This window comes from Marinobacter daqiaonensis (assembly GCF_900115285.1).
GTDB classification, from domain to species: domain Bacteria; phylum Pseudomonadota; class Gammaproteobacteria; order Pseudomonadales; family Oleiphilaceae; genus Marinobacter; species Marinobacter daqiaonensis.
Map to the genome: position 1 here is coordinate 1,015,591 of NZ_FOYW01000001.1, position 25,871 is coordinate 1,041,461.

General features: G+C 62.3%; 23 protein-coding genes. 5 read left to right on the forward strand and 18 right to left on the reverse strand.

The genetic code is table 11. The annotated features are described in order from the left end of the window. Positions 1 to 11: 11 nt before the first annotated feature. From BM346_RS18210 to BM346_RS04770, 14 genes are all read right to left on the reverse strand, one after another. On the reverse strand, positions 12 to 1,307 hold the full coding sequence (locus tag BM346_RS18210; RefSeq protein ID WP_227662896.1) for a flagellar hook-length control protein FliK: 1,296 nt from the start codon (positions 1,305 to 1,307) through the stop codon (positions 12 to 14). Positions 1,308 to 1,428: 121 nt separating this feature from the next. Then, positions 1,429 to 1,776 carry an Hpt domain-containing protein gene (locus BM346_RS04710; protein ID WP_092009329.1) on the reverse strand — a complete coding sequence of 116 codons (348 nt, stop codon included), beginning with the start codon at positions 1,774 to 1,776 and terminating at the stop codon, positions 1,429 to 1,431. Between the two features lie 120 nt (positions 1,777 to 1,896). Then, complete coding sequence (locus BM346_RS04715; protein ID WP_227662895.1) at positions 1,897 to 3,642, reverse strand: ATP-binding SpoIIE family protein phosphatase; 1,746 nt, start codon at positions 3,640 to 3,642, stop codon at positions 1,897 to 1,899. Positions 3,643 to 3,703: 61 nt separating this feature from the next. Continuing rightward, complete coding sequence (locus tag BM346_RS04720; RefSeq protein WP_092013314.1) at positions 3,704 to 4,009, reverse strand: STAS domain-containing protein; 306 nt, start codon at positions 4,007 to 4,009, stop codon at positions 3,704 to 3,706. Between the two features lie 166 nt (positions 4,010 to 4,175). Further along, entirely contained in the window at positions 4,176 to 4,619 is a 444-nt protein-coding gene (gene fliJ, locus BM346_RS04725; RefSeq protein WP_092009331.1) for a flagellar export protein FliJ, read from the reverse strand. After that, complete coding sequence (gene fliI / locus BM346_RS04730) at positions 4,616 to 5,989, reverse strand: flagellar protein export ATPase FliI (protein WP_092009333.1); 1,374 nt, start codon at positions 5,987 to 5,989, stop codon at positions 4,616 to 4,618. Before fliI ends, fliJ begins: the two co-directional genes overlap by 4 nt. Further along, on the reverse strand, positions 5,970 to 6,875 hold the full coding sequence (locus BM346_RS04735) for a flagellar assembly protein FliH (RefSeq protein ID WP_092009335.1): 906 nt from the start codon (positions 6,873 to 6,875) through the stop codon (positions 5,970 to 5,972). The genes fliI and BM346_RS04735 overlap by 20 nt, the downstream gene beginning before the upstream one ends. Further along, positions 6,875 to 7,912: a flagellar motor switch protein FliG gene (gene fliG, locus BM346_RS04740; RefSeq protein WP_092009337.1), complete on the reverse strand. Its 1,038-nt coding sequence runs from the start codon at positions 7,910 to 7,912 to the stop codon at positions 6,875 to 6,877. The genes BM346_RS04735 and fliG overlap by 1 nt, the downstream gene beginning before the upstream one ends. Next, positions 7,905 to 9,608 carry a flagellar basal-body MS-ring/collar protein FliF gene (gene fliF / locus BM346_RS04745; RefSeq protein WP_092009338.1) on the reverse strand — a complete coding sequence of 568 codons (1,704 nt, stop codon included), beginning with the start codon at positions 9,606 to 9,608 and terminating at the stop codon, positions 7,905 to 7,907. The genes fliG and fliF overlap by 8 nt, the downstream gene beginning before the upstream one ends. A 35-nt stretch (positions 9,609 to 9,643) precedes the next feature. Further along, positions 9,644 to 10,012: a flagellar hook-basal body complex protein FliE gene (gene fliE / locus BM346_RS04750; protein WP_092009340.1), complete on the reverse strand. Its 369-nt coding sequence runs from the start codon at positions 10,010 to 10,012 to the stop codon at positions 9,644 to 9,646. Between the two features lie 463 nt (positions 10,013 to 10,475). Then, positions 10,476 to 11,957, reverse strand: a complete 1,482-nt coding sequence (locus tag BM346_RS04755) for a sigma-54-dependent transcriptional regulator (RefSeq protein ID WP_092009342.1) — start codon at positions 11,955 to 11,957, stop codon at positions 10,476 to 10,478. A 24-nt stretch (positions 11,958 to 11,981) separates the two neighbouring features. Then, entirely contained in the window at positions 11,982 to 13,256 is a 1,275-nt protein-coding gene (locus BM346_RS04760) for a sensor histidine kinase (protein WP_092009343.1), read from the reverse strand. Positions 13,257 to 13,399: 143 nt separating this feature from the next. Beyond that, the gene (locus BM346_RS04765) at positions 13,400 to 14,848 is read right to left on the reverse strand and encodes a sigma-54 dependent transcriptional regulator (RefSeq protein WP_092009345.1); all 1,449 of its coding nucleotides are present in this window, start codon (positions 14,846 to 14,848) and stop codon (positions 13,400 to 13,402) included. Positions 14,849 to 15,035: 187 nt separating this feature from the next. Continuing rightward, positions 15,036 to 15,362 carry an SOS cell division inhibitor gene (locus BM346_RS04770; RefSeq protein WP_139229901.1) on the reverse strand — a complete coding sequence of 109 codons (327 nt, stop codon included), beginning with the start codon at positions 15,360 to 15,362 and terminating at the stop codon, positions 15,036 to 15,038. A gap of 217 nt (positions 15,363 to 15,579) precedes the next feature. Here BM346_RS04770 and BM346_RS04775 point away from each other — a divergent pair, with 217 nt between their 5' ends. Both BM346_RS04775 and BM346_RS04780 read left to right on the forward strand, forming a co-directional pair. Further along, complete coding sequence (locus BM346_RS04775) at positions 15,580 to 16,053, forward strand: DUF6586 family protein (protein WP_092009349.1); 474 nt, start codon at positions 15,580 to 15,582, stop codon at positions 16,051 to 16,053. Between the two features lie 31 nt (positions 16,054 to 16,084). Next, the gene (locus BM346_RS04780; RefSeq protein WP_092009351.1) at positions 16,085 to 16,345 is read left to right on the forward strand and encodes a hypothetical protein; all 261 of its coding nucleotides are present in this window, start codon (positions 16,085 to 16,087) and stop codon (positions 16,343 to 16,345) included. A 41-nt stretch (positions 16,346 to 16,386) separates the two neighbouring features. Here BM346_RS04780 and BM346_RS04785 read toward each other — a convergent pair whose 3' ends face one another. After that, positions 16,387 to 16,830 carry a cell division inhibitor SulA gene (locus tag BM346_RS04785; protein WP_092009353.1) on the reverse strand — a complete coding sequence of 148 codons (444 nt, stop codon included), beginning with the start codon at positions 16,828 to 16,830 and terminating at the stop codon, positions 16,387 to 16,389. A gap of 76 nt (positions 16,831 to 16,906) precedes the next feature. Next, a complete protein-coding gene (gene lexA, locus BM346_RS04790; protein ID WP_092009355.1) occupies positions 16,907 to 17,524 on the reverse strand; it encodes a transcriptional repressor LexA in 618 nt (205 codons plus the stop codon). A 234-nt stretch (positions 17,525 to 17,758) separates the two neighbouring features. Here lexA and BM346_RS04795 point away from each other — a divergent pair, with 234 nt between their 5' ends. The 3 genes from BM346_RS04795 to BM346_RS04805 all read left to right on the forward strand — a co-directional run bounded on the left by BM346_RS04795 (position 17,759) and on the right by BM346_RS04805 (position 20,268). Further along, the gene (locus BM346_RS04795) at positions 17,759 to 18,754 is read left to right on the forward strand and encodes an amidoligase family protein (protein ID WP_092009356.1); all 996 of its coding nucleotides are present in this window, start codon (positions 17,759 to 17,761) and stop codon (positions 18,752 to 18,754) included. Further along, positions 18,747 to 19,493, forward strand: coding sequence for a gamma-glutamyl-gamma-aminobutyrate hydrolase family protein (locus tag BM346_RS04800; protein WP_092009358.1), 747 nt, complete (start codon positions 18,747 to 18,749; stop codon positions 19,491 to 19,493). The genes BM346_RS04795 and BM346_RS04800 overlap by 8 nt, the downstream gene beginning before the upstream one ends. 76 nt (positions 19,494 to 19,569) lie before the next feature. After that, a complete protein-coding gene (locus BM346_RS04805; RefSeq protein ID WP_092009360.1) occupies positions 19,570 to 20,268 on the forward strand; it encodes an SIMPL domain-containing protein in 699 nt (232 codons plus the stop codon). Between the two features lie 19 nt (positions 20,269 to 20,287). Here BM346_RS04805 and BM346_RS04810 read toward each other — a convergent pair whose 3' ends face one another. Together BM346_RS04810 and BM346_RS04815 are read right to left on the reverse strand one after the other, a co-directional pair. After that, positions 20,288 to 24,037 carry a translocation/assembly module TamB domain-containing protein gene (locus BM346_RS04810; protein ID WP_092009362.1) on the reverse strand — a complete coding sequence of 1,250 codons (3,750 nt, stop codon included), beginning with the start codon at positions 24,035 to 24,037 and terminating at the stop codon, positions 20,288 to 20,290. Further along, positions 24,034 to 25,674 (reverse strand): autotransporter assembly complex protein TamA, encoded by a 1,641-nt coding sequence (locus BM346_RS04815; RefSeq protein WP_092013317.1) that lies wholly within the window; start codon positions 25,672 to 25,674, stop codon positions 24,034 to 24,036. The genes BM346_RS04810 and BM346_RS04815 overlap by 4 nt, the downstream gene beginning before the upstream one ends. Between the last annotated feature and the right edge of the window lie 197 nt (positions 25,675 to 25,871).

Genomic DNA, 25,871 nt, shown 5'->3' on the forward strand with positions numbered 1-25,871 from the left:
CTCCTCAGCCATCAGGCGTAAAGATCCACTTCGCCTTTCCAGGAAAGGTCCAGCTCCCCACTGGCAAGCTCACCGGGGTCGACCTCACCCTGGGCACCGGCCACGCCGGACCGGGGGCTCTCGGGGTCGGTTTCACCGTCGGCTCCCTCGCCATTACCATCACGGCCACCGGAGTCGGACACATCAAACCCCTCCAGGCCGATACCCTGTTCAGCCAGCATATCCCGAAGCCGGTGACCGTGAAGTTCGAGCTGTTCCCGGACCGCAGGGGTGGCGGCATGAACCGTCACCGTGGCCTGATCGTTCTGGACCTGTACCCGCACCTCCAGGGGACCGAGATCCGGCGGCGTGATGTGAATCTCAGCCACTGACATCTGGCTGGCCGTCAGCCAGGCCAGTTTGCCCATCACCTTGTCGCCCCATTCGTTGGCGCCGACCGGAACATCGATGCTGGTACTGTAGCTGCGCATCAGGGCCTGGGCCTCCGGTCCTTTCAGGGCACCCGGATTATTCAGCTGCTGCCCCGCCAGATCCAGGGCCCCGGAAAAACGACTGGTCAGCTGGGCTGTCAGCACTTCTGCCGGTTTTCCGCCTCCATCCGCCGCACTCTGCCCCAGAGCCTGAAGCTGACTGCTCTGCAGTCCCGCCAGCAGCTCCCGCTTGCCGGAAGGACCGTCCCTGCCGCCTTCCAGCAGGGCGGCAAAAAGCTCATTGCCAGCGGTCAGTCCGTTGCCCGACTGCACCACCGGCGCAACGCCTCCGGCGGAGGCGGTCAGCACTCCGGTTGATAATGGCTGGTCATTCGCCGGCATGGCAGCGCCGAGCCAGGCGAACGGCAGTACGACATCTTCACCCTCGAGGGCACCGGCCGGCCTGACTGGCTGTGGCGCAGTGTTTCCCGCGACCGGCGCCGGGGACTGCTCCGCCGTCGTTCTCTGGGCGCCTTCCGGCTCCTGCTCCGGGGTCTCGTCGCGGCGGGACCGGACATGCTCCCTCGCTTCCCCCGGGCGCTGCGGCTCCGCTGCCGGCTTTGATCCCGCTTCAGCAGCTCCCTCCTGGCGGCGTTCGACCAGGGCCGATTTCTGATCTGCCCGCTCCTGCTGACGCTCCGCCAGAGCCGTTTTCTGCTCCGCCCGCTCCTGCTGGCGGCGCTGATCCAGCCGCTTTTCCTGCTGTCTCACGATTTCCTGATAACGGCTGGGGCCCGCTTCGGATCCAGCCGGCGCACCACCGCCCGACCGGTCCGGTGTCACCCGTTCAATACCGGATTCCGGGTTGAGTAACTGAGTCAATACCATTCCCGACATGGCAACCTCTTGCCGCTGAATCTGTGATTACCCGCCACAGGACGGGTCTGACAGAGTTACTGCAAAAGGGGTGCCAGTTGATTTCGGGCACGGGGGAGCCGGCTTGATCAACGGCTGGCGGTCAGGCCAGCAGCGAGTCTTCCATCAGATGACGAACGGTGGCGAATTCGCTTTCCAGTTCAGGCAGCAGTTTCCGGACATCGTCCAGGCGGCCTTCCCGGCCGGCTTTTTCCGCCTCCAGGCAGAGGTCACCAAGACGGGCGGCGCCAATGTTGATGCTGCTGCCCTTGAAGCTGTGGGCTGTCTTGGCAAAGGCATCCTGATCGTTGTCGGACAGGGCCTGATGAAGGGCCTGAATACGTTCGCGGGAGTCACTGATGTAAGTCTGGATAAGAATTCCGAACTCATCCTCCATCACGTCCCGCAGCTCAGCGAGGGCTTCTTCATCAAGGTGTGGCTTATTATTCATAACCAACCTCTCGGGAGAGCCGTAAAGCCGGCCGCGACTCTCGGTGCATTTTTTGGATAGTTATCCGGGCGACTGTCGAAACAACCCGGAACGAACAGAGCGAACTTCGGTCAAGGGACTCTAAACCGGTGCCGTCCCGCTCCCGGAATCGGCCAACTGCCAATCATATACTACTTCGGCCTGGTTTCCCTGTTTGCTGTAACTCAGGGCACTGGATAACTCCCGGATGAGCTCTATGCCCCGCCCTGCGTAGCGGACTGTTCCGGTATCATCAGCCTGCTTCAGGATCTTCCCGGTATCAAAACCGGGGCCGGTATCGATGCAGCGAATGATCAGCCGACCGCCGGTACTCCCCAACCGGTGACTCAGTTCGAACCGGATGGCGTGCCCCTCCACTGCCGCCAGCCTTTTTTCCCGCTCCGCGTAATAACGCGAGAACCCTTCGGGGCTGATCTTCCAGGCGGAGGGAAGGCCGAGAATACCGTGCTCCAGGGCATTGGTGTACAGTTCCGACAGTATCGTATAGATCTCGCCGCTGTGCTGCCTCAGCCCCGATACCGCCATGCACACATGCAGCAGCAGAGGCAGCGGGTTAAAGGTACCGAGCGTCCCGTTTTCCACCTCGTAGCTGCAGGCCCAGTGACCGGGCCCGGTCAGCGCGGACTGGCTGACCACCACCGCCCGGCCAACCACAGGGTCCTGTTCGGTCATGCACAGGCTCAGGATGGTAAGATCGTCCGTACCCTTGGCATCGCCAATAAATGCCCCTACTTCTTCCAGGACGACGTCCGACAGCGAACGGTTCCCTGTTTCCTGGGCAAGAATGGCCGCCAGCCGCTCCTCGCCATAAGGGCAGCCTTCTGAATTGGTGGCTTCAAGCACTCCATCCGTCACCAGCAGAAGCTGGTCTCCGGGACGGGCGCCGTATTCGACCATGGGAGCGGCGAACCGTTCCGGCTTCAGCACGCCCAGGGGCAAATGCCGGGAGGCCAGCGCCTCCTTCTCCCCGTCGGACCGGACCAGGAACCCATCCGGCAGGCCACCGTTCCAGACCCTCAGCATGCCCCGGCGGAAATCAACCTCCACAAAGAAGGCGCAGCAGAACATGCCGGTTGGCAGGATCCGCACCAGTTTCTGATTCAGCTCCCTCAGGACGTCGCCACCGCTGAACCCCTTGCTGGTCATGCCGTAGAAGATCTCGGCGACCGGCAACGCGCCAATGGCCGCCGGCAGACCATGGCCGGTGAAATCTCCCACCAGCAGGTGCATACCGCCAGCAGGCCGTGGACAGGCAAACAGGATATCGCCGTTGAAAACGGACATGGGGGAGGCGTGGAAGCGAATGTTGGGAGCGTCAAGGCAACCGGTATGGGCGATATTGTCAAACACCCGGCGGGCGGTCTCCTGTTCCCTCACCAGCTGCTGGTTCCGCTCCCGAATGTGATCCCGTTGGCCGGTCAGGGTTTCGTGCATCCGTCGCATCCGGTCGAACGCACCCAGCTTGGCTTCGATAATGACCGAATTGTAAGGCTTGGGGAGAAAATCGTCGCCGCCGCTTTCCAGGCATTGCGCCAGGGCGCCGGCATCCGAGAGCGAGGTGAGAAAGATCACCGGTACCAGTATTTCCCCAGCCATCGCCTTGATCCGGCGGGCCGCTTCCATGCCATCCATGCGTGGCATCATGACATCCAGCAGCACCATGTCCGGACGCCAGCTGGCAAACAACTCCACCGCTTCCTGGCCATTGCTGGTGGCCCGTACCTCATGGCCCTGGCGCCTTAGCATGGCCTGCAGGATCAGCCGGTCGGTGCGGCTGTCGTCCGCAATCAGCAGTCTCAGGGCACGGGCATGGCCAACATTACTCACGGGTGCATCCTCTCACCGGCGGAGTCGACGGACTGAACACAAAAGCAGGAAGCCCTCAGGGTCAACGTATCGAGAAAAGCTGCTCAAAATTGGAAATGGTGAGGATGCGCCGGACATCGCTGTTGCAGTTCTCGATGACAATATCAGCGTCATCACCACCGGCATGATCCCTCAGCAACAGCAACATGCCCAGGGCCGAGCTGTCGAGATAAGTGGTATCGCTCATATCCACCACCCAACGCCGCACGCCGCTACCATTCTTTTCATAGGCGTCACGAAAAGCCTGGTGGGTGCTGAAATCGAATCGACCCTGGATGGCGATGATCAGGGTTTCACCGTCATCGCTTCGTCGGGTGTGAACGGGCATGGCATCCTCCATTTGCTGGGCCTAGCCGGGGCATGAGCCCCGGGTTGTATCGGGAGGACCGCCTGGCCGCGTCCGTTTCGCGGCAGCTGGCTGCTACACGGCCCCTACCGATGCCCCCTTAGGATAGCCAAAGGTTCCGGTTTTGTATGCCCGCAGGGTCGAGGAATCACCGGCGCCGGCTGAATTGCCGGGCGGCGGCTTCGTCTGCCTGTTTCTGCTCGGCCAGGTCACGGTCACGCTGCTCCTGCTGGCGGCAGGTCTCGATATACTTTTCCATACCACGGCGGCGTTCCCATGCCTCCTGCCACTGCCGGCGGGCGACCTCAACCTTCTGACCGGCCTGATCCACCCGGGTCTGCTGATCGCGCAACAGGCCATCGAGCCGGGTAATGAAATGCTGCCAGCCCTGGAGCCTGGCCACCGAGACAAGCCCCTGCTGCTGGCCCCGCATCTGCTGATGGTACTCACGCTGGTACCGCTGCAGCTCCTCCAGCCGGTCCTGTTCAACCTGCCACTGATTGCGAACCTCGTTCATGCGATCGAGCGCTTTCTGCTCCTTTTGTTCCTCCAGGGTCAGTACCACCTGGAGCCGTTGCGAGCGAGCCGTCATTCACCCCCTCCGGAGGCCTTTTCGGCCTTGTTGGCGGCCGTCCTGTCGGGGAAAAGTGCCAGCAACTGGTCCACGGACTCGCGGAATGGTGCACTTTCATTCAGGTCCTGCTGGAGGAAGTCCCGCATCCGGTCGATATACCGAATGGCGAAATCGGTTTCCGGGTCCGAACCCTTGACATAGGCACCCACGCTGATCAGATCCCGTGCCTGCTGGTAGCGGGAATACACCTGCTTGAATCGCTGGGCCCGGGCAAAGTGGTCGGCTCCGGTCACGTGAGGCATGACCCGGCTGACCGAGGCCTCCACATCGATGGCAGGATAGTGCCCTTCCTCCGCCAGCCGGCGTGACAGCACAATGTGACCGTCGAGGATGGCGCGGGCAGAATCCGCTACCGGATCCTGCTGGTCGTCGCCTTCGGTGAGAACCGTGTAGAAAGCGGTGATGGATCCACCCCCGGGGCGGCCATTGCCCGTGCGCTCCACCAGCTGGGGGAGTTTCGCGAATACGGAGGGAGGATACCCCTTGGTCGCCGGCGGCTCCCCCACCGCCAGGGCGATTTCACGCTGGGCCTGGGCATAGCGGGTCAGGGAATCCATCAGCAGCAGCACGCGCTTGCCCTGATCCCGGTAATACTCCGCGATACGGGTGGTCAGCATGGCGGCCCGCAGCCGCATGAGGGGGGAATCGTCCGCTGGTGACGCCACCACCACGGACCGGGACAGACCTTCGTCCCCAAGAATATCGTCAATGAATTCCTTGACCTCACGGCCCCGCTCGCCAATAAGACCCACCACAGTGACATCGGCATCGGTAAAGCGGGTCATCATGCCAAGTAGCATGCTCTTGCCCACGCCACTGCCGGCGAACAGGCCCAGGCGCTGGCCCTGGCCCACGGTAAGAAGGGCATTGATCGCCCGTATGCCCACATCCATGGACGTTCGCACCGGGGCCCGGTTCAGCGGGTTGATGATCTCGCCGGTGAGGGGCACCCTTGCCGCCGGCAGCAGCGGGCCTTGGTCGTCGAGGGGTTCGCCATTGCCATTGACCACGCGCCCCAGCAATTCCGGACCCACCGGCACCTTGCTGGCGGCGGACAGGGGAACCACCCGGGCTCCGGGGCGAAGACCTTCAATGGCAGTCAGGGGCATCAGGTAAACCCGGTCGTCCTCAAAACCAACCACCTCGGCCTCGACGGTGGCATCGCCGTGGCCCTGGATCACACACCTGTCACCCACCACCATGGGACAGCCGACGCACTCAAGGGTGAGACCCACCATTCGGGTCAGCCGGCCCGAGAGCTCAGCCTCGGGTCGCACCGGAACACTGTCGGCGAACTGACGGAGTCGTTCAGCCAGGCTTGTGGTCATTGTCGGACTCCCCGGTGGACGGTTGCTCTGGCTCATCATCGGCAGGCTCCCGGTCGGCGGACTCCGGGGGTTCGTCCATCACATCCCGGTGAAAGTCGGAAAGATCTCCCATCACCGACTCCAGCTCCTCGCTCTCACCCGCCGAGGCCTGACCCAGCTGCTGCTCCAGCATGGCCTGCACCGCCTTCTGAAAACGTTTTTCGACGGTATAGTCCACCAAGGAATGGCGGGTTTCCACCTTGCAGCCCCCGGCGAGAATCCCCTCGTCTTTGGTGATGCTGATCTCGGCATCGAGCCGAGAGGCCGCCTCGCGCACCCACTCGGCATCGGCCGGGTTGATTCGCACCCGGACATTTTCACGGGTCGATGGCAGGCTGGCGACCGCATCGGCCACCACCTGGCGGATCTGGGAGGAGTCCAGAGTCAGTTCCCGGTAGATAACCGAACGGGCCAGCACCGTCGCAAGATTGACCAAGGCGGACTCCAGTTCGTCCTGATGCCGTTCGATGGGCGCGACCAGCTCGGCCAGCACCGATTCCAGCCGCGCCAGCTTTTCGTCGATGGCACTCCGGGTTTCGGCCTGTGCAGCCTGCCGGCCTTCCTGCTCTCCCTTGTCACGGCCTTCCTGGTAGCCGGCCTCCTGGCCCTCCTGTTTGCCCAGCCGGAGCCCTTCATCATAGCCGGCCTGGTGGCCCTCCTGATGGCCTTCCTCCCAGGCGGACTGGCGAATGGCCTCGATATCGGCGGCGGTGAGGGGCTTGACCTCGACTTCTTCCTCCCTCGGCACCTCGTTACCCCTCTCATCCAGCAGGGGCAGCTCCCAGCGCTCCCAGGCGCTGAGTTCTTCGGGTGGAATACGGGACCGGCTGCGAGGATCGTCTTTCATTACATCATTTCTTCGCCGGAGCCGCCGAGGGTGATCTCACCCGCCTCCGCCATGCGGCGGGCAATGGTGATGATGTCTTTCTGGGCCGCTTCCACCTCGCTGACACGGACCGGACCCTTGGCTTCCAGGTCATCCTGCAGCAACTCGGCGGCCCGCTTGGACATGTTACGGAAGATCTTCTCCTTGACCGCCTCGTCGGACCCTTTCAGGGCCACCACCAGAACCTCGGAGGAGACTTCCCGCAACAGGGCCTGAATGCCCCGGTCGTCGATGTCCACCAGGTTATCGAACACAAACATCAGGTCCTCGATGGTGGAAGCCAGATCCGGGTCCATGTCCTTGATGGAGTCCATCAGGCCACCTTCGATGGAACGGTCCATGAAGTTCATGATGTCCGCCGCGCGTTTGACCCCACCGATACGACTGGTCTGGGCCGCAGAGCCGCCGGAGAACTGCTTCTCGAGGATGTCGTTCAGCTCCTGCAGCGCCTGGGGCTGGATGCTTTCCAGCGAAGCCACCCGCATCATCACGTCAAGACGCACTTTTTCATCGAGGGTGCCGAGAATTTCCGCGGCCTGGTCCGGGTCAAGGTAGGAAATGACGATGGCCTGGATCTGGGGGTGCTCGTAACGGATGATATCGCCCACGGCCCGGGGCTCCATCCACTTCAGCGTGTCCAGTCCGGTGGTGTTGCCGCCGATCAGGATGCGGTCGATCAGGCTGGCCGCCTTGTCGTCTCCCAGGGCCTGGGTCAGCATGGCCCGGATGTATTCGTCATTGCCCACGCCCAGGCCGGTCTGCCCGCCAACAGCATCGACAAACTCGTTCATCACGAAGGAAACCTCCTCCTTGGTGACGCCTTTCATCTGGGCCATGGCCACACCAACCCGCTGAACCTCTTTTGGGCCCATGTGCTTGAGAATCTCGGCAGCGTCGGACTCGCCAAGGGACATCAACAGGATAGCGGCCTGCTCCACTCTCGGAATCTTGCGACGGAGTTGCTTCTGATCGCTTTCCTGACGCTGTTCATCACTCATCCACGTTCACCCACTGGCGCATTACCTGAGCGACCCGGGCCGGGTCTTCGGCAATCAGCCCCTTCAATGCGTTAAGGTGCCTATCATAGCCGTCCGAGGCCCCGGGCAAAAGCAGCTCATCCTGTCCGTTCATGGCGTCTTCCAGAGAGCGGCTCCCCAGATCACCAAGATCATCGTAACTGCCCCCTTCACCCAGCTCATCCCGGTCAGAGTCACGACGAGGTCCGCCGGAGATGGTCTTGAGCACAGGCCGCAGCAGACCCAGCACCAGGGCCAGTATCACCACACCCGCAAGCACCTGCTTAATCAGGTTCCAGAACCAGGGCTGCTCCCAGAAGCCCGGGGATTCGTACTGCACCTCCTGCTCCGGGGCAAACGCCGTATTCATCACCGTCACACTGTCGCCGCGGGCAGCGGAATAGCCGACGGCATCCCGCACCAGCAGGCTCAGTCGCTGCAATTCCTGCTCTGGCCAGGGCTCGTAGGACACTTCGCCCGTGTCCGGGTTCACAACCCGCTTGTCATCCACCGCCACCGCCACAGTCAGACGTTTGAGACCACCCTGGGCCTGACGGATGTAACTGACGGTACGATCCACTTCGTAGTTGCGAGTGGATTCCTGGCGGATGTCCACCGGTTGAGCCTGCTGGCCCACTTCGTCCCCCTCGGCGGCCCCTGCCTGTTCCGGAGCCACGGCGTTACCAGGGGGCTGATTCGACAGCGCTCCCGGGATACCACCCTGGAAACCCGCCGCTCGCTGTTCCGACATCTCCCGTTCGCTGCGGATAGCCTGCTGTGCGGGGTTGAACAGCTCCTCCGCCTGCTCGACGGACGAGAAATCCAGATCGGCGGTCACCTCGGCACGGAACCGGCTGTTACCCACGATCGGACTGATCATGGACGCCACCCGCCGGGTCAGCCGGTCCTCCACCTGGGTGGTGTATTCCTGCTGTTCCTCCATCTGGCGCCGGTCGGAGTTTTCCTCGCGGCCGGTCAACAGGTTGCCGTTCTGGTCCACGACCGTGACATTGTCCTTCTTCATTTCCGGCACGCTGCCGGCCACCATATTGACGATGGCGTTGATCTGCTCCTGCTCCACCCGGCGACCGGCAAATACGTTCAGAAACACCGAGGCACTGGGCGCGCGGGCGTCCCGTACGAACACGGAGCGTTCCGGTATCGCCAGGTGAACCCGGGCCGATTTCACACTGCGCATACTGCTGATGGTCCGGGCCAGCTCTCCCTCAAGGCCGCGCCGGAAGCTGACGGTTTCCATGAACTGGGACGTACCCAGCCCCCGCTCCTGGTCCAGCAGCTCGTAGCCCATGGTCTCCTTATCGGTGACGCCTTCGGCGGCCAGCTTCAGGCGGGCATTGTAGACATCGTCCGATGCCACCAGCAGAGCGCCGGTACGCGTGTCCATTTTGTACTGGATGCCACTCTGGTCGAGAATGCGGGAGACGTCCTGGGGATTGTAACTGGACAGGTCGCCGAGCACCGGCTGGTAGTTGGGCTCCTGGGCCCACAACACCACCGCCACGCCCAGGGCCACGCTGGCGGCAAGCCCCACCATCAGGCCTATCTGGCGCAGGAGGTTAAGGCGATTGAAGCCGAAAATCAGATCACTGCGACTGCCGGACTCCTCCTCGGAACCGGACGTGGACAGGTCTTTGGCTTCTGCAGGTACACTGGCCATGGATTTGCTCCGCTGCTCTTTCGTTCAACCCGCCGTCAGATCGGCATGTTCATGATGTCTTCGTAAGCACGAACCACGCGGTTACGCACCTGGTTCAGGGCCTCGAAGGAAACGGAAGCCTTCTGGGAGGCAACCATCACCCGGGTAATGTCCACATCGGGATCGCCTCTCTCATAGGCGGTCCGCATATCTCCGGCCGTGGACTGGAGGTCATTCACCTTGTCCACTGCCTGGCTGAGCATGTCACCAAATCCCGGAGTCTTCTGGACCTGATCCGGCTTCGCCGGCCCGTCCACCTGACCACGAACGGAGAGATCATTCTCCATGCGCTGGTTCTGCATCATCTGACTGCGCAGGGAACGCATCTCCGTCAGCACATTATTGATGTCGGCACGCTGAACCATAACCTGTCTCCCGATTTCCGGGGCTTGTCCCGGACCTTGTTCCAAATCACTCTGGACGGGCCTATGCAAACAGAAAGCCAATTCCATTTATGCCAATAATTACGGTAGGTTAAGAAGCCGGAAAGAAACGCTGAGCGAACTGGCGCCGGCTTTTTGACGGGAATTAAAGAAGCTTTTTCAGCCGCGGAATCCGCGGAAGAACGCGGAAGGAAACGACGATTGATTGCCACGGAAACCACGGAAGGACACGGAAAAAAGAAGACAAAGATCGGCTTTAAGCACCCGCCAGCTCTTCGAAGGGTCTGAGTCTGTTTTGTTTATTCTGTTTTAATTTCCGTGTCCTTCCGTGGTTTCCGTGGCTAATCCTGTCTTTATCTTGTTTCCGCGTAGTTCCGCGGATTCCGCGGCAAAAAAAGAGGCGCCACAAAGGGGCGCCCACGAAGGAGTCGGGGTATTGGATATCTTAGCTGGCCACTGCCAGTTCGGCGTCCAGGTCGATGCCGAAATCGCGCATCTGGGCAAGCTTGTAGCGGAGGGTGCGGGGGCTGATGCCCAGTTGCTCGGCGGCGCGGTTGCGGCGGCCGCGTTCGCGGCGCAGTGTGTCGATGATGATGCGGAATTCCCGGCGGCGCAGGTCGTCTCCCAGGGAGCCTGAGTCTTCATCGGTCGGGATTGCCGGCGCTGCCTCGACCTCGGGTTCGCCCTGTGCAACCGGCGCCTCCCACCGGGGAGACGAGGGTGCCTGCGGCACGATGTGTGCTGATGATTCCACCTGTGGGGAGCGGGGCGCTGAACCCAGGCCGGTGATGCCCAGCTCCAGGCACAGGTCCTCGGACTCGATTTCAGCACCCTGATGCAGAACCAGGGCCCTTTGAATGGCGTTGTCCAGCTCCCTGACGTTGCCCGGCCAGCGATGGTTCAGCAGCGCCTGGCGTGCTCCGCGACCGAGGGAAATCCCCGCCAGCTTCATCTTGCGACTGTGCTGGCGCAGCAGGTGCTCGGCCAGGGGCAGGATGTCCTGGGGACGGTCACGCAAGGGGGTCCAATGCATCGGCAGTACCGTCAGGCGGTAGTAGAGATCCTCCCGGAACTTGCCTTCACGCACGTAATCCGCCAGGTCACGGTTGGTGGTGGCCAGCACCCGGACATCCAGGGAAATGGTCCGGCGACCGCCAATGCGCTCCACTTCCCGCTCCTGCAACACCCGCAACAGCTTTGACTGCAGCCCCAGGTCCATCTCGGAAATCTCATCCAGCAGGATAGTGCCGCCATTGGCCTGCTCGAACTTGCCGGGAACCGAGGCGTGAGCACCGGTGAATGCGCCTTTTTCGTGGCCGAAGAGGATGGCTTCCAGCATGTTCTCGGGGATGGCTGCGCAGTTGATGGCCACAAAAGGCTCATCGGCACGGCTGGAGTGCTGGTGGATAAAGCGTGCCAGCACTTCCTTGCCCGTCCCACTCTCGCCGGAAATCATCACCGTGGAGTCACTGGCGGCGACCTTGCGGGCGAGCTGGAACAGCCTTTTACTGATGGGATCTTCCGCCACCGGCTCGTCACTCTTACGCTGGCGACTGGTGCTGCCGGCGCCGAGAACCTTCTCCACCGCGTCCACGAGGACCTGAGGTTCGAAGGGTTTGACCAGGTAATCGGTGGCGCCGATCTGCATCGCGTTCACCGCATCGCTGATCTGGCCATAGGCGGTAATCAGCGTCATCGGCAGTCCGGGATGGAGCCGCAACACCTCCGCCAGCAGTTCGTGGCCGGACATCCCCGGCATGTTGACGTCGCTGACCACCATGTCCACCGGAGCCCGCGCCAGCTCTTCCAGGGCCTTTTCCCCGCTGGCGGCTTCCCGTACACGGAACTTCGCCAGCTCGAGGGTGGTGACCAGCGCTTCACGCAGGTCATGGTCATCTTCAACGATCAGAATCTGGGGTCGGGCCATAACGTCCTCCGCCTGTCCTTCCTGTCAGCGACAGGTCTGTTCCTGGTTATGAATTCGGGTCTGCCGTACTGCCGGCAGCTCAATCGTGGCACTGGCTCCGCCTTTTTCGCCGGCGGTCAGACGGAACTCACCGTTGTGAGCCTTGACCACCGCCTGAACCACGGCCAGGCCCAGACCGGTGCCGTGGGACTTGGTGGTGTAGAACGCCTCCATCAGCTCCGTCACTTTCCCCTGGGGGAAGCCCGGACCGTTGTCGGTCACCGAAACCGCCAGTGAATCCGCCATACCTTTGAGAGTGACCTGAATACGATCGGCACCTGCCTCGATACTGTTGTTCACCAGGTTCATACAGGCGCCGACAAGGGCTTCGCGGTTGCACATCAGCGGTATCCGGGCCCCGGTGGCGGCCACCTTGACCCGTGCGCGATCAGTGGGATTCAGGCCGTCAACCGCTGCCTGCAGGGCTTCCTGCAGACGATCCGACGACAGCGCCTCGGCCAGACGGGTCTCCCCCCGGGCGAAGGTGAGCATGTCGCGCACCTGCCCCTCCAGGTGAGTCAGTCGGGACATCAGCCGGCTGGCGCAACGCTGGCGCAGCTCTTCATCCAGATCGGGCTGGGACAGATGACCACCATAGAGGATGGCAGCGGACAGGGGTGTGCGGATCTGATGAGCCAGGGAGGCCACCATCCGGCCCATGGCGGACAGTCGCTGGGCGTGAGCCAGTTGGGACTGCAGCTGCCGGGTCTCTGTCAGGTCGGTGAGCAGAATCAACTGCCCCGGTTCGTTTTCCATGGTCCGGATCTCGATGCTGACCCGGCGACCGTCCTTCAGGGAAACCTCATGACCATCGTCCCGGCGCGGGGCGAAACAGCGCTGGATCACGCTGACCCACCGTTCGCCCTCAAGGGGCTCACCCAGCAGGGCGACTGCCGCGGGATTGCACTGGGCGACGGCGCCCTGGCTGTCCAGCACGATGACACCGGCTGGCAGCGCCGACAGCAGGGTTGAGAGACGATCCGCCAGGCGTTCCTTTTCTTCAAGTTCATGCTGGCGTTGACGGGATTCGGCGGTGAGCTCGCCGGAAAGCTGGTTTACCCGGGACTCCAGGGTACGATAGGAATCAGTGATCTGGCGGGACATCTGATTGAACAGATCCAGAGCCGTGTCCACGGCAGCGCCGTCGTCCTGGGACGGAAACAGCGCCGTTACCTTTTGGTTGGCTTCGGCAGCGGCATTGGTGGCCGCGCTTGCACCCCGCGAGCGGGACAACGGAAGTGCCGTCTGGAACTGTGTCATGCTTCCCCCTGACCAGAATGTAATGAGTCGAGGGGGTATTAGCAGAACCTGTGCCAGATCCTGTTTTTCTTTTTAAATCAGTAACAAACTGAAAGGAAATGACAGACCTGTGGATTCAGCACCGACCTGGTGACGGAAATCCGTCAGGCATCGTCTTCCTCCCGCAGCCCGTACTTGCGCACCTTCTCCACCAGGGTGGTCCGGCGAATGCACAGCTTTTCGGCCGCACGGGCCACCACGCCACTGGATTCGTCCAGCGCCTGCTGGATCAGCTGTTTCTCAAGGCTGGAGAGATAGTCCTTCAGGTCCAGTCCGTTGACCGGCAATAACGCCGGCGCATCCAGACCCACGAGTCCCGGAATGTTGGAGGGCATGGGATCCTCCTCCAGCGGCCGGTTCTCGTCGTAATCATCCACGTAGCGGAATTTCTTGGGCAGTTCCTGCACGCCGATCACGCCGTAGGGATGCATGATCGCAAGCCGTTCCACCAGGTTCGCCAGCTCCCGGACGTTGCCGGGCCAGTCGTGGCGGCACAGGCTCAGAATGGCGGCCGAATTCAGGCGCAGGGAGCCCCGCTTCTCCTTTTCCATGCGGGCAATCAGTTCGTTGATCAGCAGGGGAATGTCTTCCGCCCGCTCCCGCAGGGCCGGCATCTCGATGGGGAACACATTGAGGCGATAGTACAGATCTTCCCGGAAGTCCCCTTTCTCGATCATATCCTCCAGATTCTTGTGGGTTGCGGCGACGATGCGGACGTCGGCACTTTGGGTGCGGTTGCTACCCACCCGCTCGAAGGTCCTCTCCTGCAGGACACGCAGGATCTTGACCTGCATGTTCAGGGGCATGTCCCCGATCTCATCCAGGAACAGGGTGCCGCCCTCCGCCAGTTCAAAGCGGCCGACGCGAGCGGTGATGGCTCCGGTAAAGGCGCCCTTTTCATGGCCGAACAACTCGCTTTCCAGCAACTCCGCCGGAATCGCTCCGCAGTTCACCGGCACAAAGGGTTTTTCCCGACGGGGAGAGTGGTAATGGAGATTGCGGGCAACCACCTCCTTGCCGGTACCGGACTCGCCGGTGATAAGAACACTGACGTCCTTATCCGCCACCTGGCCCATCAGGTCCCTTACCGACTGCACGCTGCGGCTTGTGCCCACGAGGCTCCGGAACAGGGTGATGCCCCGCCTCTGGCCCCGGCCCCGGGCACGGGCGTACTGGTCACGGAAGATCTGGGCCCGGTAGAGGGAGTCCACGAACTTGGTGTAATTCAGCGGCCACTCAAGACGGGCGATCACCCGGGCCCGGCAGTCGTCCTCCAGACCGCCGATGTCCGGGTCGCCCACCAGCAGAATCGGGAGACCGGCTTCAGCGGCACACACCAGGGCGATGTCCGATTTCGCCTGGTCCGGGTCCTCGGCATTGATGACGGCAACCGCAACAGAGGACAGAATCTCCCCGTCACCACTGGCGAGAAGCTCCCGGGAGGCGAAGTCGTCCAGGACATGCTCTTCACCAATGAACTCAAGAATCGTCGTCAGGTCTCGGGCCCGAGCCTCTTCCCTGCTCAGCACCAGCGCAGCATTACTCGTCGACATTCGGATGGAATCTCTTGGTCAGAAAGGGCATCGGGGCCCTGGCCGGATGTGATTATTTGAGCGGTATTTAAGACTTTTAAGGGGCCGGAGTCAATTTTATGACGCATTTGATTGATCCGGATTCACAACGGCCTGTTGATGGCCTCCCCACTATGGTTCCGGGGAAGAGCGCCTGTTGGCCACTCCGTCACTTACGTCGGCTGGAAACCCCTTCGTAGGCACTGGCCGCCTTCCGGTTCTGGCCAACCTGGGCCAGAGCCTCGCGAGCCTCCTCCCGGGCATTCCTGGCTTGCCGGTCAGCGTCAGTCACAAAGCTCTGCATTGTCTGCAGTCGTTGCTGAACCGCTGTTGGGGACAGCTCGCCCTTTTCCAGGGCATCCATCACCGGGCTGATCAGACCGCTGACAGTACGATTAAGCTCCGCGATCAGGCTCCAGTCTTTTGCCTCCAGCGCCTGCTGTAGCTGAAGGATCCGCTGGTCCAGCCGTTCCAGATCCTGATTTGCGTCATTCATGTCGAACCTCGGCCAGCAGTAATGGGTTGACAGCAGTATACAGTCCAAACCTCCTGCCCGAAACCGCCTCTCTCTTTCCCTTCCCTGTCCGCTCGGGCGGGAGGCTTTGCCGGTTCACAGCTCCGATGTCAGGGTGTGCAACCCCGCAGGAGAAATCAAGCAACAGAGCTGGTATACTGGCGGGCTATATCCGAAGGCAATGAGGTCAACGACCACCATGTCTGCACAGTGGCAATCCCTTGTTTCACAGAAACTGTTTCTTGCCGGCCGCCTGGCCACGCTGGCGGGGGAGCAGGAGAGTCCCGGTGATGCCGAGGCCAGCCTGCAGGGTGCGATTGAACTGGCCCTCCGGGGCCGCCAACTGATACTGGCGCTGATTGCCCGTTATTACCAGGACAAAAAAGCGATGCCGGAATCCATAGCGGCACTGGCGGAAATCACCGGTGGCTGCGCCGAGATAGAGTGGCTCGAAGCCCTGGCATCGACTCCCGGCAGTTGGTGGAACCACCTGGACCAGCTGGAGGCTACCCAGAGCGAGCCGCCACAACAGCGAAAAACCGTGTCGAACGACAATATTATCGCCGTTTCCGCTGCCCCCGGGCCGGACCGGTCGGCCAGGACTCTGCAGCAGTCGCTGGCGGCCATGAAAACGTTTCTCGCCGAACTGGGCGAACGCCATGCGGAATGGTAAGCCGTAAAACCCTTCTTGATGAAAGGATCCTATGACACCCTCTTTTTTTGAAATTGTACAACTGAGCAACGGCGACTACGCCCTGAAACGGGTCGATGACGACGCCGCCCCGCTGGTAAAAATCTCCTTTTCCCGTGAGGCGCGGGAAATGATGGAGAATCGTGACATGACGGTGGCCCGGGCCATGATAGATGCCGGCATCGAGGCCGTCAGCCACCTGAACGAAGGTCTCGACTGGGAAGAGGCCGACTCCGAGGATTTCGAGTCCCACGCCCACCACACACTTCACTGACGTTTGCCCGGGTCATCACCCGGGACAGACGTCAGTGCTAATCAGCGTGTTCGCAGAATCACTCCATGACTGTCTCCGCGAGCGGACGCCTGCTCAAGAGCACCGAAATCACGGCTCGATAGCCGCGACGTCCACATCACCACGGCGTGGCAGGTGCCGGCACTCAGTGCCCGTTCCGCCAGTTCCAGAGCTGAGTAATCGCGGGTAGACCGCAGCATCAGTATTTCACCCGCCACGATACCGTGCAGGGTCTGCCACTTGCTCACCAGTTCCTGGGGCGGATCGATCCAGGCGAGCCAGCGACGCTCACGATTCAATTGTGTCAACATGGGCAACAGAAGCTGAAAATTCTCCACCTGCCCCGGGGGCATGATGACCTCGGTAACATTGCCCCGGGGAGCGACCGCCGGTTGTGACTCAGCCTTTCGATGGTGGGTCGCAGCCGGCGAATACCCACTGTTCATACTCAACCCCAGCTGTTCCATCCTGTCCTCCCGAAACCCGTTGTGTGACAGCCTGAATCGCTGTCCTGGCAAATACGTTCAAAAACCCCGAAGGCGATCAGTGCACCCTGTGCAGGTCGGATTGGCGGATAACGCCAACACCAAGCCCCTCGATCACCAGCTCCTGGTCTGTCAGGTCCACCACGATCGGCGCGAACTCCTCGTTCTCGGCAATCAGATGGACCTCCGATCCCTCACGGCGGTAGCGCTTGACCGTCACGTCCTCTCCGACCCGGGCAACCACCACCTGGCCATTGTGAACGTCCTGGGTGCGGTGCACCGCCAACAGGTCACCATCGAGGATCCCGATGTCCTTCATGCTCATCCCCCGGACCCGCAGCAGATAGTCGGCCGACGGGGTGAAGAACTCCGGCTTCAGCGTGCAGTAGTCCTCGATGTGCTCCTGGGCCAGGATGGGACTGCCCGCCGCCACCTGTCCGATCACCGGCAGGCCGAGATCCTCCTCCACTTCCGGCAGTCGAATGCCGCGGCTGGTGCCGGGCACCATCTCGATGGCGCCTTTCCGGGCCAGTGCACGCAGGTGCTCTTCCGCGGCGTTGGCGGACCGGAAGCCCAACTCCGAGGCTATCTCCGCCCGCGTGGGGGGATAGCCTGTTTCATCCACGTAGCGGCGAATAATGTCCAGTACCTGGGTCTGTCGTGCGGTCAGCTTCATGGCGTTTTCCTTATACTCCGGCAATTTCCCTGCCCTTGTCCGGCAGCGGCGGCTCCTGTCATCCGGTCCGCCAATGCTGGTGTTATATACAGTTAATAGTACCTTATACAGTATTTTATCCAGTGTAAAGTGGACAGATCGATTTCCTTCCGGTGCAGGAACTTTCCGACCTTTGACGGTAAGCTGTTACATTGGAAAAGCCAGTCAACACCCACCACAAGGAGACCTTCGCCCATGCCCACCCGCTGCCACATGCCTGACGTCATGACCAATCGGGACGGCGAGACCCGGCGGATAGGCGTCGAGATCGAGGTCTCTGGCCTGAGCTTCGACAAGCTGGTGGCCCTGGCCGCCCGCCTGCTGGAGGGCGAGGCCAGTTCCAGATCACGGTACGTCAGTGCCATCGACACCCGGCTGGGGGAATTCACCATCGAACTGGATTCCGATCCGATCAAGCGGATGGACCTCCAGGACGAATCGGTCCCCGAGTCGCTGCGGGAACTGGGCGGTCACGCCATGGATGTGATTGACTACGCCGCCGAACGACTGGTGCCGCTGGAAATCGTCTCCCCTCCCCTGCCCTTCGATACCCTGGAGACCATCGAGCGCCTGACCGACGAGCTCCGTGAGGCCGGTGCGGTGGGCAGCAGGGAAGCGATCCTGTACGCCTTTGGCCTGCAACTGAATCCGGAACTGCCGGACCTGGAAGCGGACACCCTCCGCCATTACCTGCAGACCTTCGCCGCGCTCTATGACTGGCTCAAGAGTCGCCACCAGCTGGACTTCAGCCGCAAGGTCACCACCTACATAGAACCCTGGTCCGGCCGCTATGTGGACCGGCTGGTTGCCGCCGATTACGCGCCGGATATGGCCGGGCTCATGCATGACTACCTGAATGAGAACCCCACCCGTAACCGGGCCCTCGACCTGTTGCCGCTTTTCGCTCACCTGGACAAGGACCTGCTCGACCGGTACGTAAAGGACCCGCGCATCAAATCACGGCCCACCCTTCACTACCGCCTGCCGGACTGCGACATCGACAATCCGCACTGGCATTTCTCCAGCGTCTGGAATGACTGGGTGGTGCTGGAACAGGTCGTGGCCAATACCGAACACCGGAAAGAGCTTCTGGATCTGTTCCGGGCCAGCCGGACCCTGTCATTCCGCAACCTTACAAGTACGTGGAAGACTCGCTGTCACCGCTGGCTGGAGAACCGGGGCTATGTCTGAGATTGATCGCGAACCGGAGGAACTGCCCGGTCTGACCATCGGTATCAGCGGCCCCAGCCGCAAGCGCACGGCGGACCGGCTGATTTCACTGGCGCTTCGCCTTCACGGGGCCCATACCCACTTCATCCGCCCGGGCAGCCGCATTGACGTTTCCCTGCTGGATGGCCTGGTGCTGTCCGGTGGCACCCACATTCACCCGGAACTTTACGGACAGGAGCCGGAGATCCAGGCCCGGTACGACCAGCTGCGGGACCAGACCGACCAGATGCTGCTCAAGGAGGCCGAGCGACTTCACCTGCCGGTACTCGGGATATGCCGTGGGGCACAACTGATCAACGTCTTCCGCGGCGGGTCCCTGTGCCAGAACGTGACGCCGCTGAGGGTCAATACCCGGCACCGGCCTCTGTTACTGCCCATGCAGACCGTCCAGGTGGTGGGGCCATCCCGTCTGGGCAGGATTACCCGGGCCCGGACCATCGGCGCCAATCGCATCCACAGCCAGACCATCAAGTGGCTCGGCAAGGACCTGAAGGTCACGGCAGTTGATAACGATCTTTTTGTCCAGGCCATCGAAAACACCCGCGGACAATGGCTCATGGGTCTGCAGTGGCATCCGGAGTATCTGCTTTACCAGGGTGTGCACCGCCGTATTTTTGCGGATTTCGTTCATACCGCACGCCGGCTGAAACTTGCCCGACTGTCCAGGGAAGATGTACCAGAGCCCGACGACAACAGTTAATGCCCCGGAACAGTGATGTTTCCGGCAACCACCAGCGCAGGAGCCATACACAATGAGGAAGCATTTCAGGAGCGTCATGTTCAGACACAAGGCCATGGGTTTGGTTGTCGCCGCCCTGGCCCTGCTGCCCACGGTTTCCGTCGCGGCGGAGGTGACCCTGACCGGCGAGAGTCGCGTCCAGTACGTACCTGACAGCGCCCGGCTGGAATTCACCATAACCGCGGAAAATGCGAGTGCCACCAGGGCGGCGGAAGAGGTCCACTCGACCATGGAACAGTGGCGAGAAGGCATTGCCGGGTACCGCGATCAGCTGGTCAATTACCGTGACGCCGACGCCCACCTTTATCGGCGCCAGATGTCGCCGGGACCGCGCCAGAACGACAGCAACAGCCAGGAAGAGACCGTGGCGGTGGCCAGCCAGACCATCACATTCGAGATCGACGATCTGGAGCTCCTCAACCCGCTACTGGAGCAGGCCCAGAGCCTGGGCATGAACTACCACCTGGGCAGCCATCAGTTCTTCCATTCAAAACAGGCGCAGCTGGAACAGCAGGCCCTCGCCGGGGCGATTCGCAGCGCCCGGTCCCGCTGTGAATTCGCGGCCCGGCAGTTGGACATGCAGTGCGGCAAAGTGAAAACCCTCGACCTGCAGGGCGGCTATCGTCCGGAACCCATGATGATGGCGGAGAGCGCACGCAGCGACAGTAATACCGTGAGCGACATCGGTCGCCGGGAAATCACCGCCAGCGTATCCGCCACCTTTTCCATGAAATAGTCGGCGCCTTTCCGACTGGTCAGAAATCCCGGGTGTAGAAAATGTCCAGGGAAGAGGCCAGGCCGCTGGCAGCCTCCAAGTAGAAGTAGCGGCCCAGATCGTAACGCAGTGCCACGGTGGTGATGGGCTCGAACAGGCCCACTCCATAGCGGATACTGAGGTCTTCCGTCAGCTGACCGCTGGCGACCACGGCGGCTTCTTCACCGGACCCTTCCGCTTCCAGGGTCAGGTCCTCAATGCCAAAGGCCTCGCCGACGCCACGGGTAAGGCCACTGGCCTGCCTCAGGCCCAGGGAAAGGGCGACCCGGCTCATGGACCCCTGGTCACCCTGGCTCTGCAGGGGACGCCCCAGAATCAGGTAGGAAAGGGCCTCGTTCTGGGACATCGATGGTTCGGAAAAGACTTCAGTGCGAGGCTCCCGGGCCGGGCCGGAGAGACGGATACCGGCCAGCACATCGTCGACCCGGCGGATCGCCTCGATATCGACATAGGGCTCACTGATGGGGCCCACGAAGACCAGCCTGGCCCGCCGCAGCTCCAGTTCCTGGCCGAACTTGGCGTAACGGCCATTCACCAGCTTGAGGTTGCCGCGGGTATCCATGCCGTCGCCGATGCGCAGCTCACCCACCAGCTCGCCGGTCACCCCAAACCCCTCGAAGGTCACCTTGTCGCTTCCTACGGAAACCCGGATGTCCATGTCCAGCTGACGAACCGGTGACGGCTCTTCCTCAACCCCCACGATCACCTCATCATCCGAGACCTCGACGGCCTGCTCCGGCAACTCCCTGACTTCGATGGAGCCCCGCGGCACGTCCACCTGGCCGGCGATACTAAGATTGCCATCGACAAAGCGAAGCTCCAGGTCGGGGGACACTTCCAGCCGGGCGTAGGGCTCGTAGGTGACCGGCAGGGCCTGCCCTTCCAGCACCATGGTCAACACCGGCTCCTCCTCCCAGTCGAGGACTCCACCGATTTCCCCCTGTCCCGTGCCATTGCTGCGCCAGCGGCCATCGAGGGTGGCCCGTTTACCATCGAAGGCGAGGGTCACCGCCAGGTCTTCCACCGGCGTGGGAACCATCGGGTCTATTACCTGGCCGTTTTCCAGCCGCAGTTCGCCATAGACCCGGGGGTCCATCAGTGGCCCCTCAATGCGACCGGAACCTTCCACCATGCCGCTGACCTCTTCCATGTTCAGCAGCGCCCCCACAAGGGCCAGGTCAAAGCCGGTCAGGGAGAAGTTGCCTTCGGCCGGCATGCCCTCCGCCAGCGGGTCCAGGCTGAGCTCCATGTCGAGATTACCAATCTCCTTACCGGCCAGGTTCAGGGTCATGACCGCCTGACTGGGCTCCAGGTCCAGGGTCAGATCCAGGGCGTCATAACCCAGGGTCTCCCAGTCTTCCGCCGTGACCACATCCACCTCGCCGGGACCCGCATCGACAGTGACCCGTCCCTTTGGCCCCTGGTCCGTGAGCTCCACATTCATACGGGCATTGAGCTCCGCGTCCCAGCGTATGGTCTCCGGCAGCAGAGGCGCCAGGGAGGAGGCCGGCAGCCGGCTGATGTCGTAGTCAAGGGAAGGGTCCGGCAGCAGCGTCTGCTCGCCGGCGCAGACCGAGCTCTGCTGCCAGCGCCAGCAGTGCGCCCCCAGCGTCAGGGTGTCGCCGCCGGTGTATTCGATGCTTGCCGGGTCAGCCAGCACCCACTCCTGTCCCTGACCGGGCAGCTCGACCCGTCCACTGGCCAGCTCTCCGAGCCAGTTACCTTCTTCGGCCTGCCAGCCCCCCGCCACTTCGGTATCGATGATCGCCTCCGGATGGCGGACGGACAGGCTCAGCCGGTGCCGGTCAAGGGTTCCCTCAAGATCGGCACTGAGACGCTCGATCACCTGGCCGCCAGCCTCCAGGGACTCCGCTTCCACCGTGGCATCCACTGCCTGGCCGGGGGAGATTGTCGCCTCCAGATTCAGGCGCTCGATGGCCAACTGGTCCCGCCAGGCGAGTTCATCCATGGCCAGGGTCAGTGCCCCCTGCGGATCCGTGAAAGGCCCCGAGAGTTCCACATCCGCCTGCAGCGATCCGCTCAGGCCCGGCAGGATAACGCCTGGTTCCGGCGCCTGTACCTGGGCCCTGACAGACATCTCGCCCTTACCCCCCAGAGGATTGCTCAATTCCCCGGAGGCACGTACTTCGTTGCTGCCGATCCGGGCCACCACTTCCGGAATCTGCCACTGCCCGGCTTCCGCGGACAGCTGCCCCTCGCTGTCAAGCGGTGCCGAGCGCCATTCACCCTCCAGATCCCAGCGGGCCGTAAAATCCGGCTGACCGGATGCGTCAATCCGGCCCTCGGAAAACACCGAACCGTTGATCTGCGCGGTGGCCTCGGGCACCCAGTAGCCCGGATCAAAATCCGTCAGCCCCAGGTCGGCCCGCCAGCGAATTTCCCCGGCAAAACCCAGTTCGGCCTCGCCACTGAGCTGCCCGGCGCCCGTGGTCATGTTGAGCCCGGTCAGACGGACCTGTTCCAGGTCGCCTTCCGCCCGGGTCTCCAGGGTGGCCTCTCCCATGGGACCTTCGGCATCCACCTCAAGCCGGGCCTGGTAACGGCCGTCACTGTAGCTTCCAGTGGCTTCCAGGGAACGGATCGTGGCCGGGGGGGCCTCTACATCCGGTAACAGCGAGTACCAGGGAAACGCCCCCATGGAAATCTCCGCTTCCGCCGCCAACCCATCGTCCCAGGAAACCTGGCCGGTCATCTCCAGCTCGGCAGAGCCGTCACCTGTAGCGGAAGGCCCGGCGAGCCGCAACGCGAGGTCTCGGGCGCCGCTGGTGCTGACCAGGCCGGACAGATCCAGGTCGATGGCCCCCTGCTCCCCCGGCAGGCTGGCCCGGGTCTGTATCCGGTAACCGTCATTCAGATTGCCTCGACCGGTCACGCGCCAGTCGTTGAGAGCCAGGGTCGGTGGCAGTGTGTCCAGCGCCAGGAAGCGGTCGGCGGTCAGCTCCAGCTGAACCGGCACGCCCGGACTGAGGGGTGCCAGTTCGGCTTCCAGCTCACCGTCAAGGTAGCCCTGTGAATCCAGGTAGGCCCGCAGGTCCCGGACGCTGCCGCCAAGGCGGCCGCTCACTTCCCATTCGTCACCGTAGGGCGGGGGCAGCTCGAGGCTGAGGTCAAGAGCCAGTGGCCAGTCACCCCGGGTTTCAATACGGCCACTGGCTTCCAGCTGGAGATCATCCCGAACAACCGCGAGCTTCTGAATGTGGAAATCCGCGCCGCTGCCCTCCGCTTCAAGGTTCAGTTCCCGAAAAACCAGGCTGTCGTTGAGGGTGAGTGGCCCGATGTCGACGGAACCGACATCCAGGCTGACGGGAAGCCGTATATCGGGCAGCGTAATGGGAGCCGGTTCAGACGGTTCATCGGCGGGGCCGGGCTGAACATCAAGATTCACGGAGCCCGTCTGCAGCCGGTCGATGCAAAGTGTCTTTCGGAACAGGCAGGTGGGGGACCAGTCCAGGTAGGGGTCTGCGACAACCAGGCTGACGCCATAACCTTGCCACGACAGGCGTTCAGCCTGCCACTCACCGAGCACGGACCCATCGGCCCCCGTGGTTTCCAGGCCCGGAATCTGGTCCAGCACCCAGGCCGTGCCGGTGTCTGACCGCAAGGCGAGAAGCAGTGCACCGACCAGCAGTATCGACAGCACTGCAACCGCCAGTAGTCCGATGGCCAGCCAGCGGCCGATGCGACCAAGCACCCGGACGGAACGACTCACAGCTCAGGCCCCATGGAAAAGTGCAGGCGCCAGCCGCCACCGAACTCCTCGTCGAGGCCCCTGGCCACATCGAAACGAATCGGACCCACGGGACTGATCCAGCGGATACCGAGCCCCACACCCGTGGCCAGGGGGTCGGACAGGTCCCTCACCGCGTTGCCCTCGTCCACGAACGCCGCTACCCGCCAGTTCCGTGCAAACTGGTACTGGTACTCCAGGCTGCCCACGATCTCGTACCGGCCCCCGATCTCGGCTCCGGTATCGTCTGTAGGGGACAGAGTCTCATAGCCGTAACCACGGACGCTCTGGTCGCCACCGGCAAAGAACCGCAGTGACGGCGGCACATCGGAAAACCGGTTAGTGGCCAGTCCACCCACCTCGAAACGGGACAGGAACCGATGATTGTCAGCGACGGTAATCAGCCCCTTGGCCAGGCCGGTCACATGGAGAATGTCAACGGTGGAAAGGAATTCCCGCTGGGCCCCGCTCACATCGATCTGCAGCCGGTAGCCCCTGGAGGGATCGATGGGAGAATCGGACTGGAGCTTCGAGAAACCGATACCGGGCATCAGCATGCGGGTTGTGTCGGACTCCGACCTGCCGATATCGAACCGCTCCGCTTCCCAGCGCAGGGAGGCGATCCGCATCCAGCCGTTGTCAAGGCGATGTCGCCACTGGGTACCCACGGTAAACCGATCGGATTTGACGTCCTCGATTTCCTCATGCTGGTAGCCGGTGGTGAAGCGCAGGGAATCGGTCATGGGTGGGTCAAGGGGCAGCTCGTACCACCCGCTGAGGCTCTGGCGCGGCATTGCCAGCTCGGTTTCCGCCCCGCGCTTGTGGCCCTGTGGATTGATCCAGTGCTCTGTCCAGGTACCCCGAAAGCGGGGCCCCACGTCCGTGGAAAAACCCACACCGGCCGCCACCGAGCGGGGCGCCCTCTCGCTCACTTCGGCGCTCACCGGTATCACCCTGTCCTCGGCCTCGCTCGGCGGCGCGGTTACCAGGGACTGATTGAAATAACCGCTGTTGGACAGATCGGCACTCAGCTCAGCCACCTTGTCCGCATGGTAGGGTGTGCCAGGCTCGAACTGGACAAAACGCTGAAGCAGCGACTGCTCGAAGACGTGGTCTTCGTTGAAGGTGACCTCTCCCAGCCGGTATCTCTCACCGCTGCGGAAATGCAACTGAATAGCGGCCTCCCTTGTTTCCGGATTGACTTCCAGCCGGTGTTCCTCGAATTGGCCGTCAAAATAGCCCAGCCGTGATGCGCGGTTGCTGATGACCTGACGCAGCGAGCTGTACTCGCCGTGATCAAGAATATCTCCGACCGCGGGATCCTTTGGCAGTTCCGACGGGAAATCAGGATCGTCCGAGGCCGGGCCGGAAATGGTTACATCCCGGGACACCACTCTCACGGGCTGTCCCGGATCCACCTCCAGCAGGAGCGTTGGCGGGTCGCTCTCACGAAGGGTCCGGGTAATGGTGGGGCTGTAGTACCCCAGCGCCCGGAGCGCCCGCCTGACCAATTCCTCCGCCGTATCGCCATAGCGCCTCAGGGCCGCCGGACTGCGGCCCTCAACATCACCCACGAAGGCGCGGGCGTTGTCGAGCAGATCGGGATAATCCCCCTTCATCCGGATTTCCACCTGGTTGGCAGCCGCCTGCTGCGCCATTGAAAGGCTGAATATTGCGGCAAGACTGAATGTAAGTCTTAGCCTCCGCGAAGCAGCTTGATGTCCTGGCTTGTGGGGAACTCGCAAGTCATACTCCGATTGCTGACGGCCCAGATAATCACCCGATGCAGCCCTCTGCGCCGGCGACATTCCGGTTA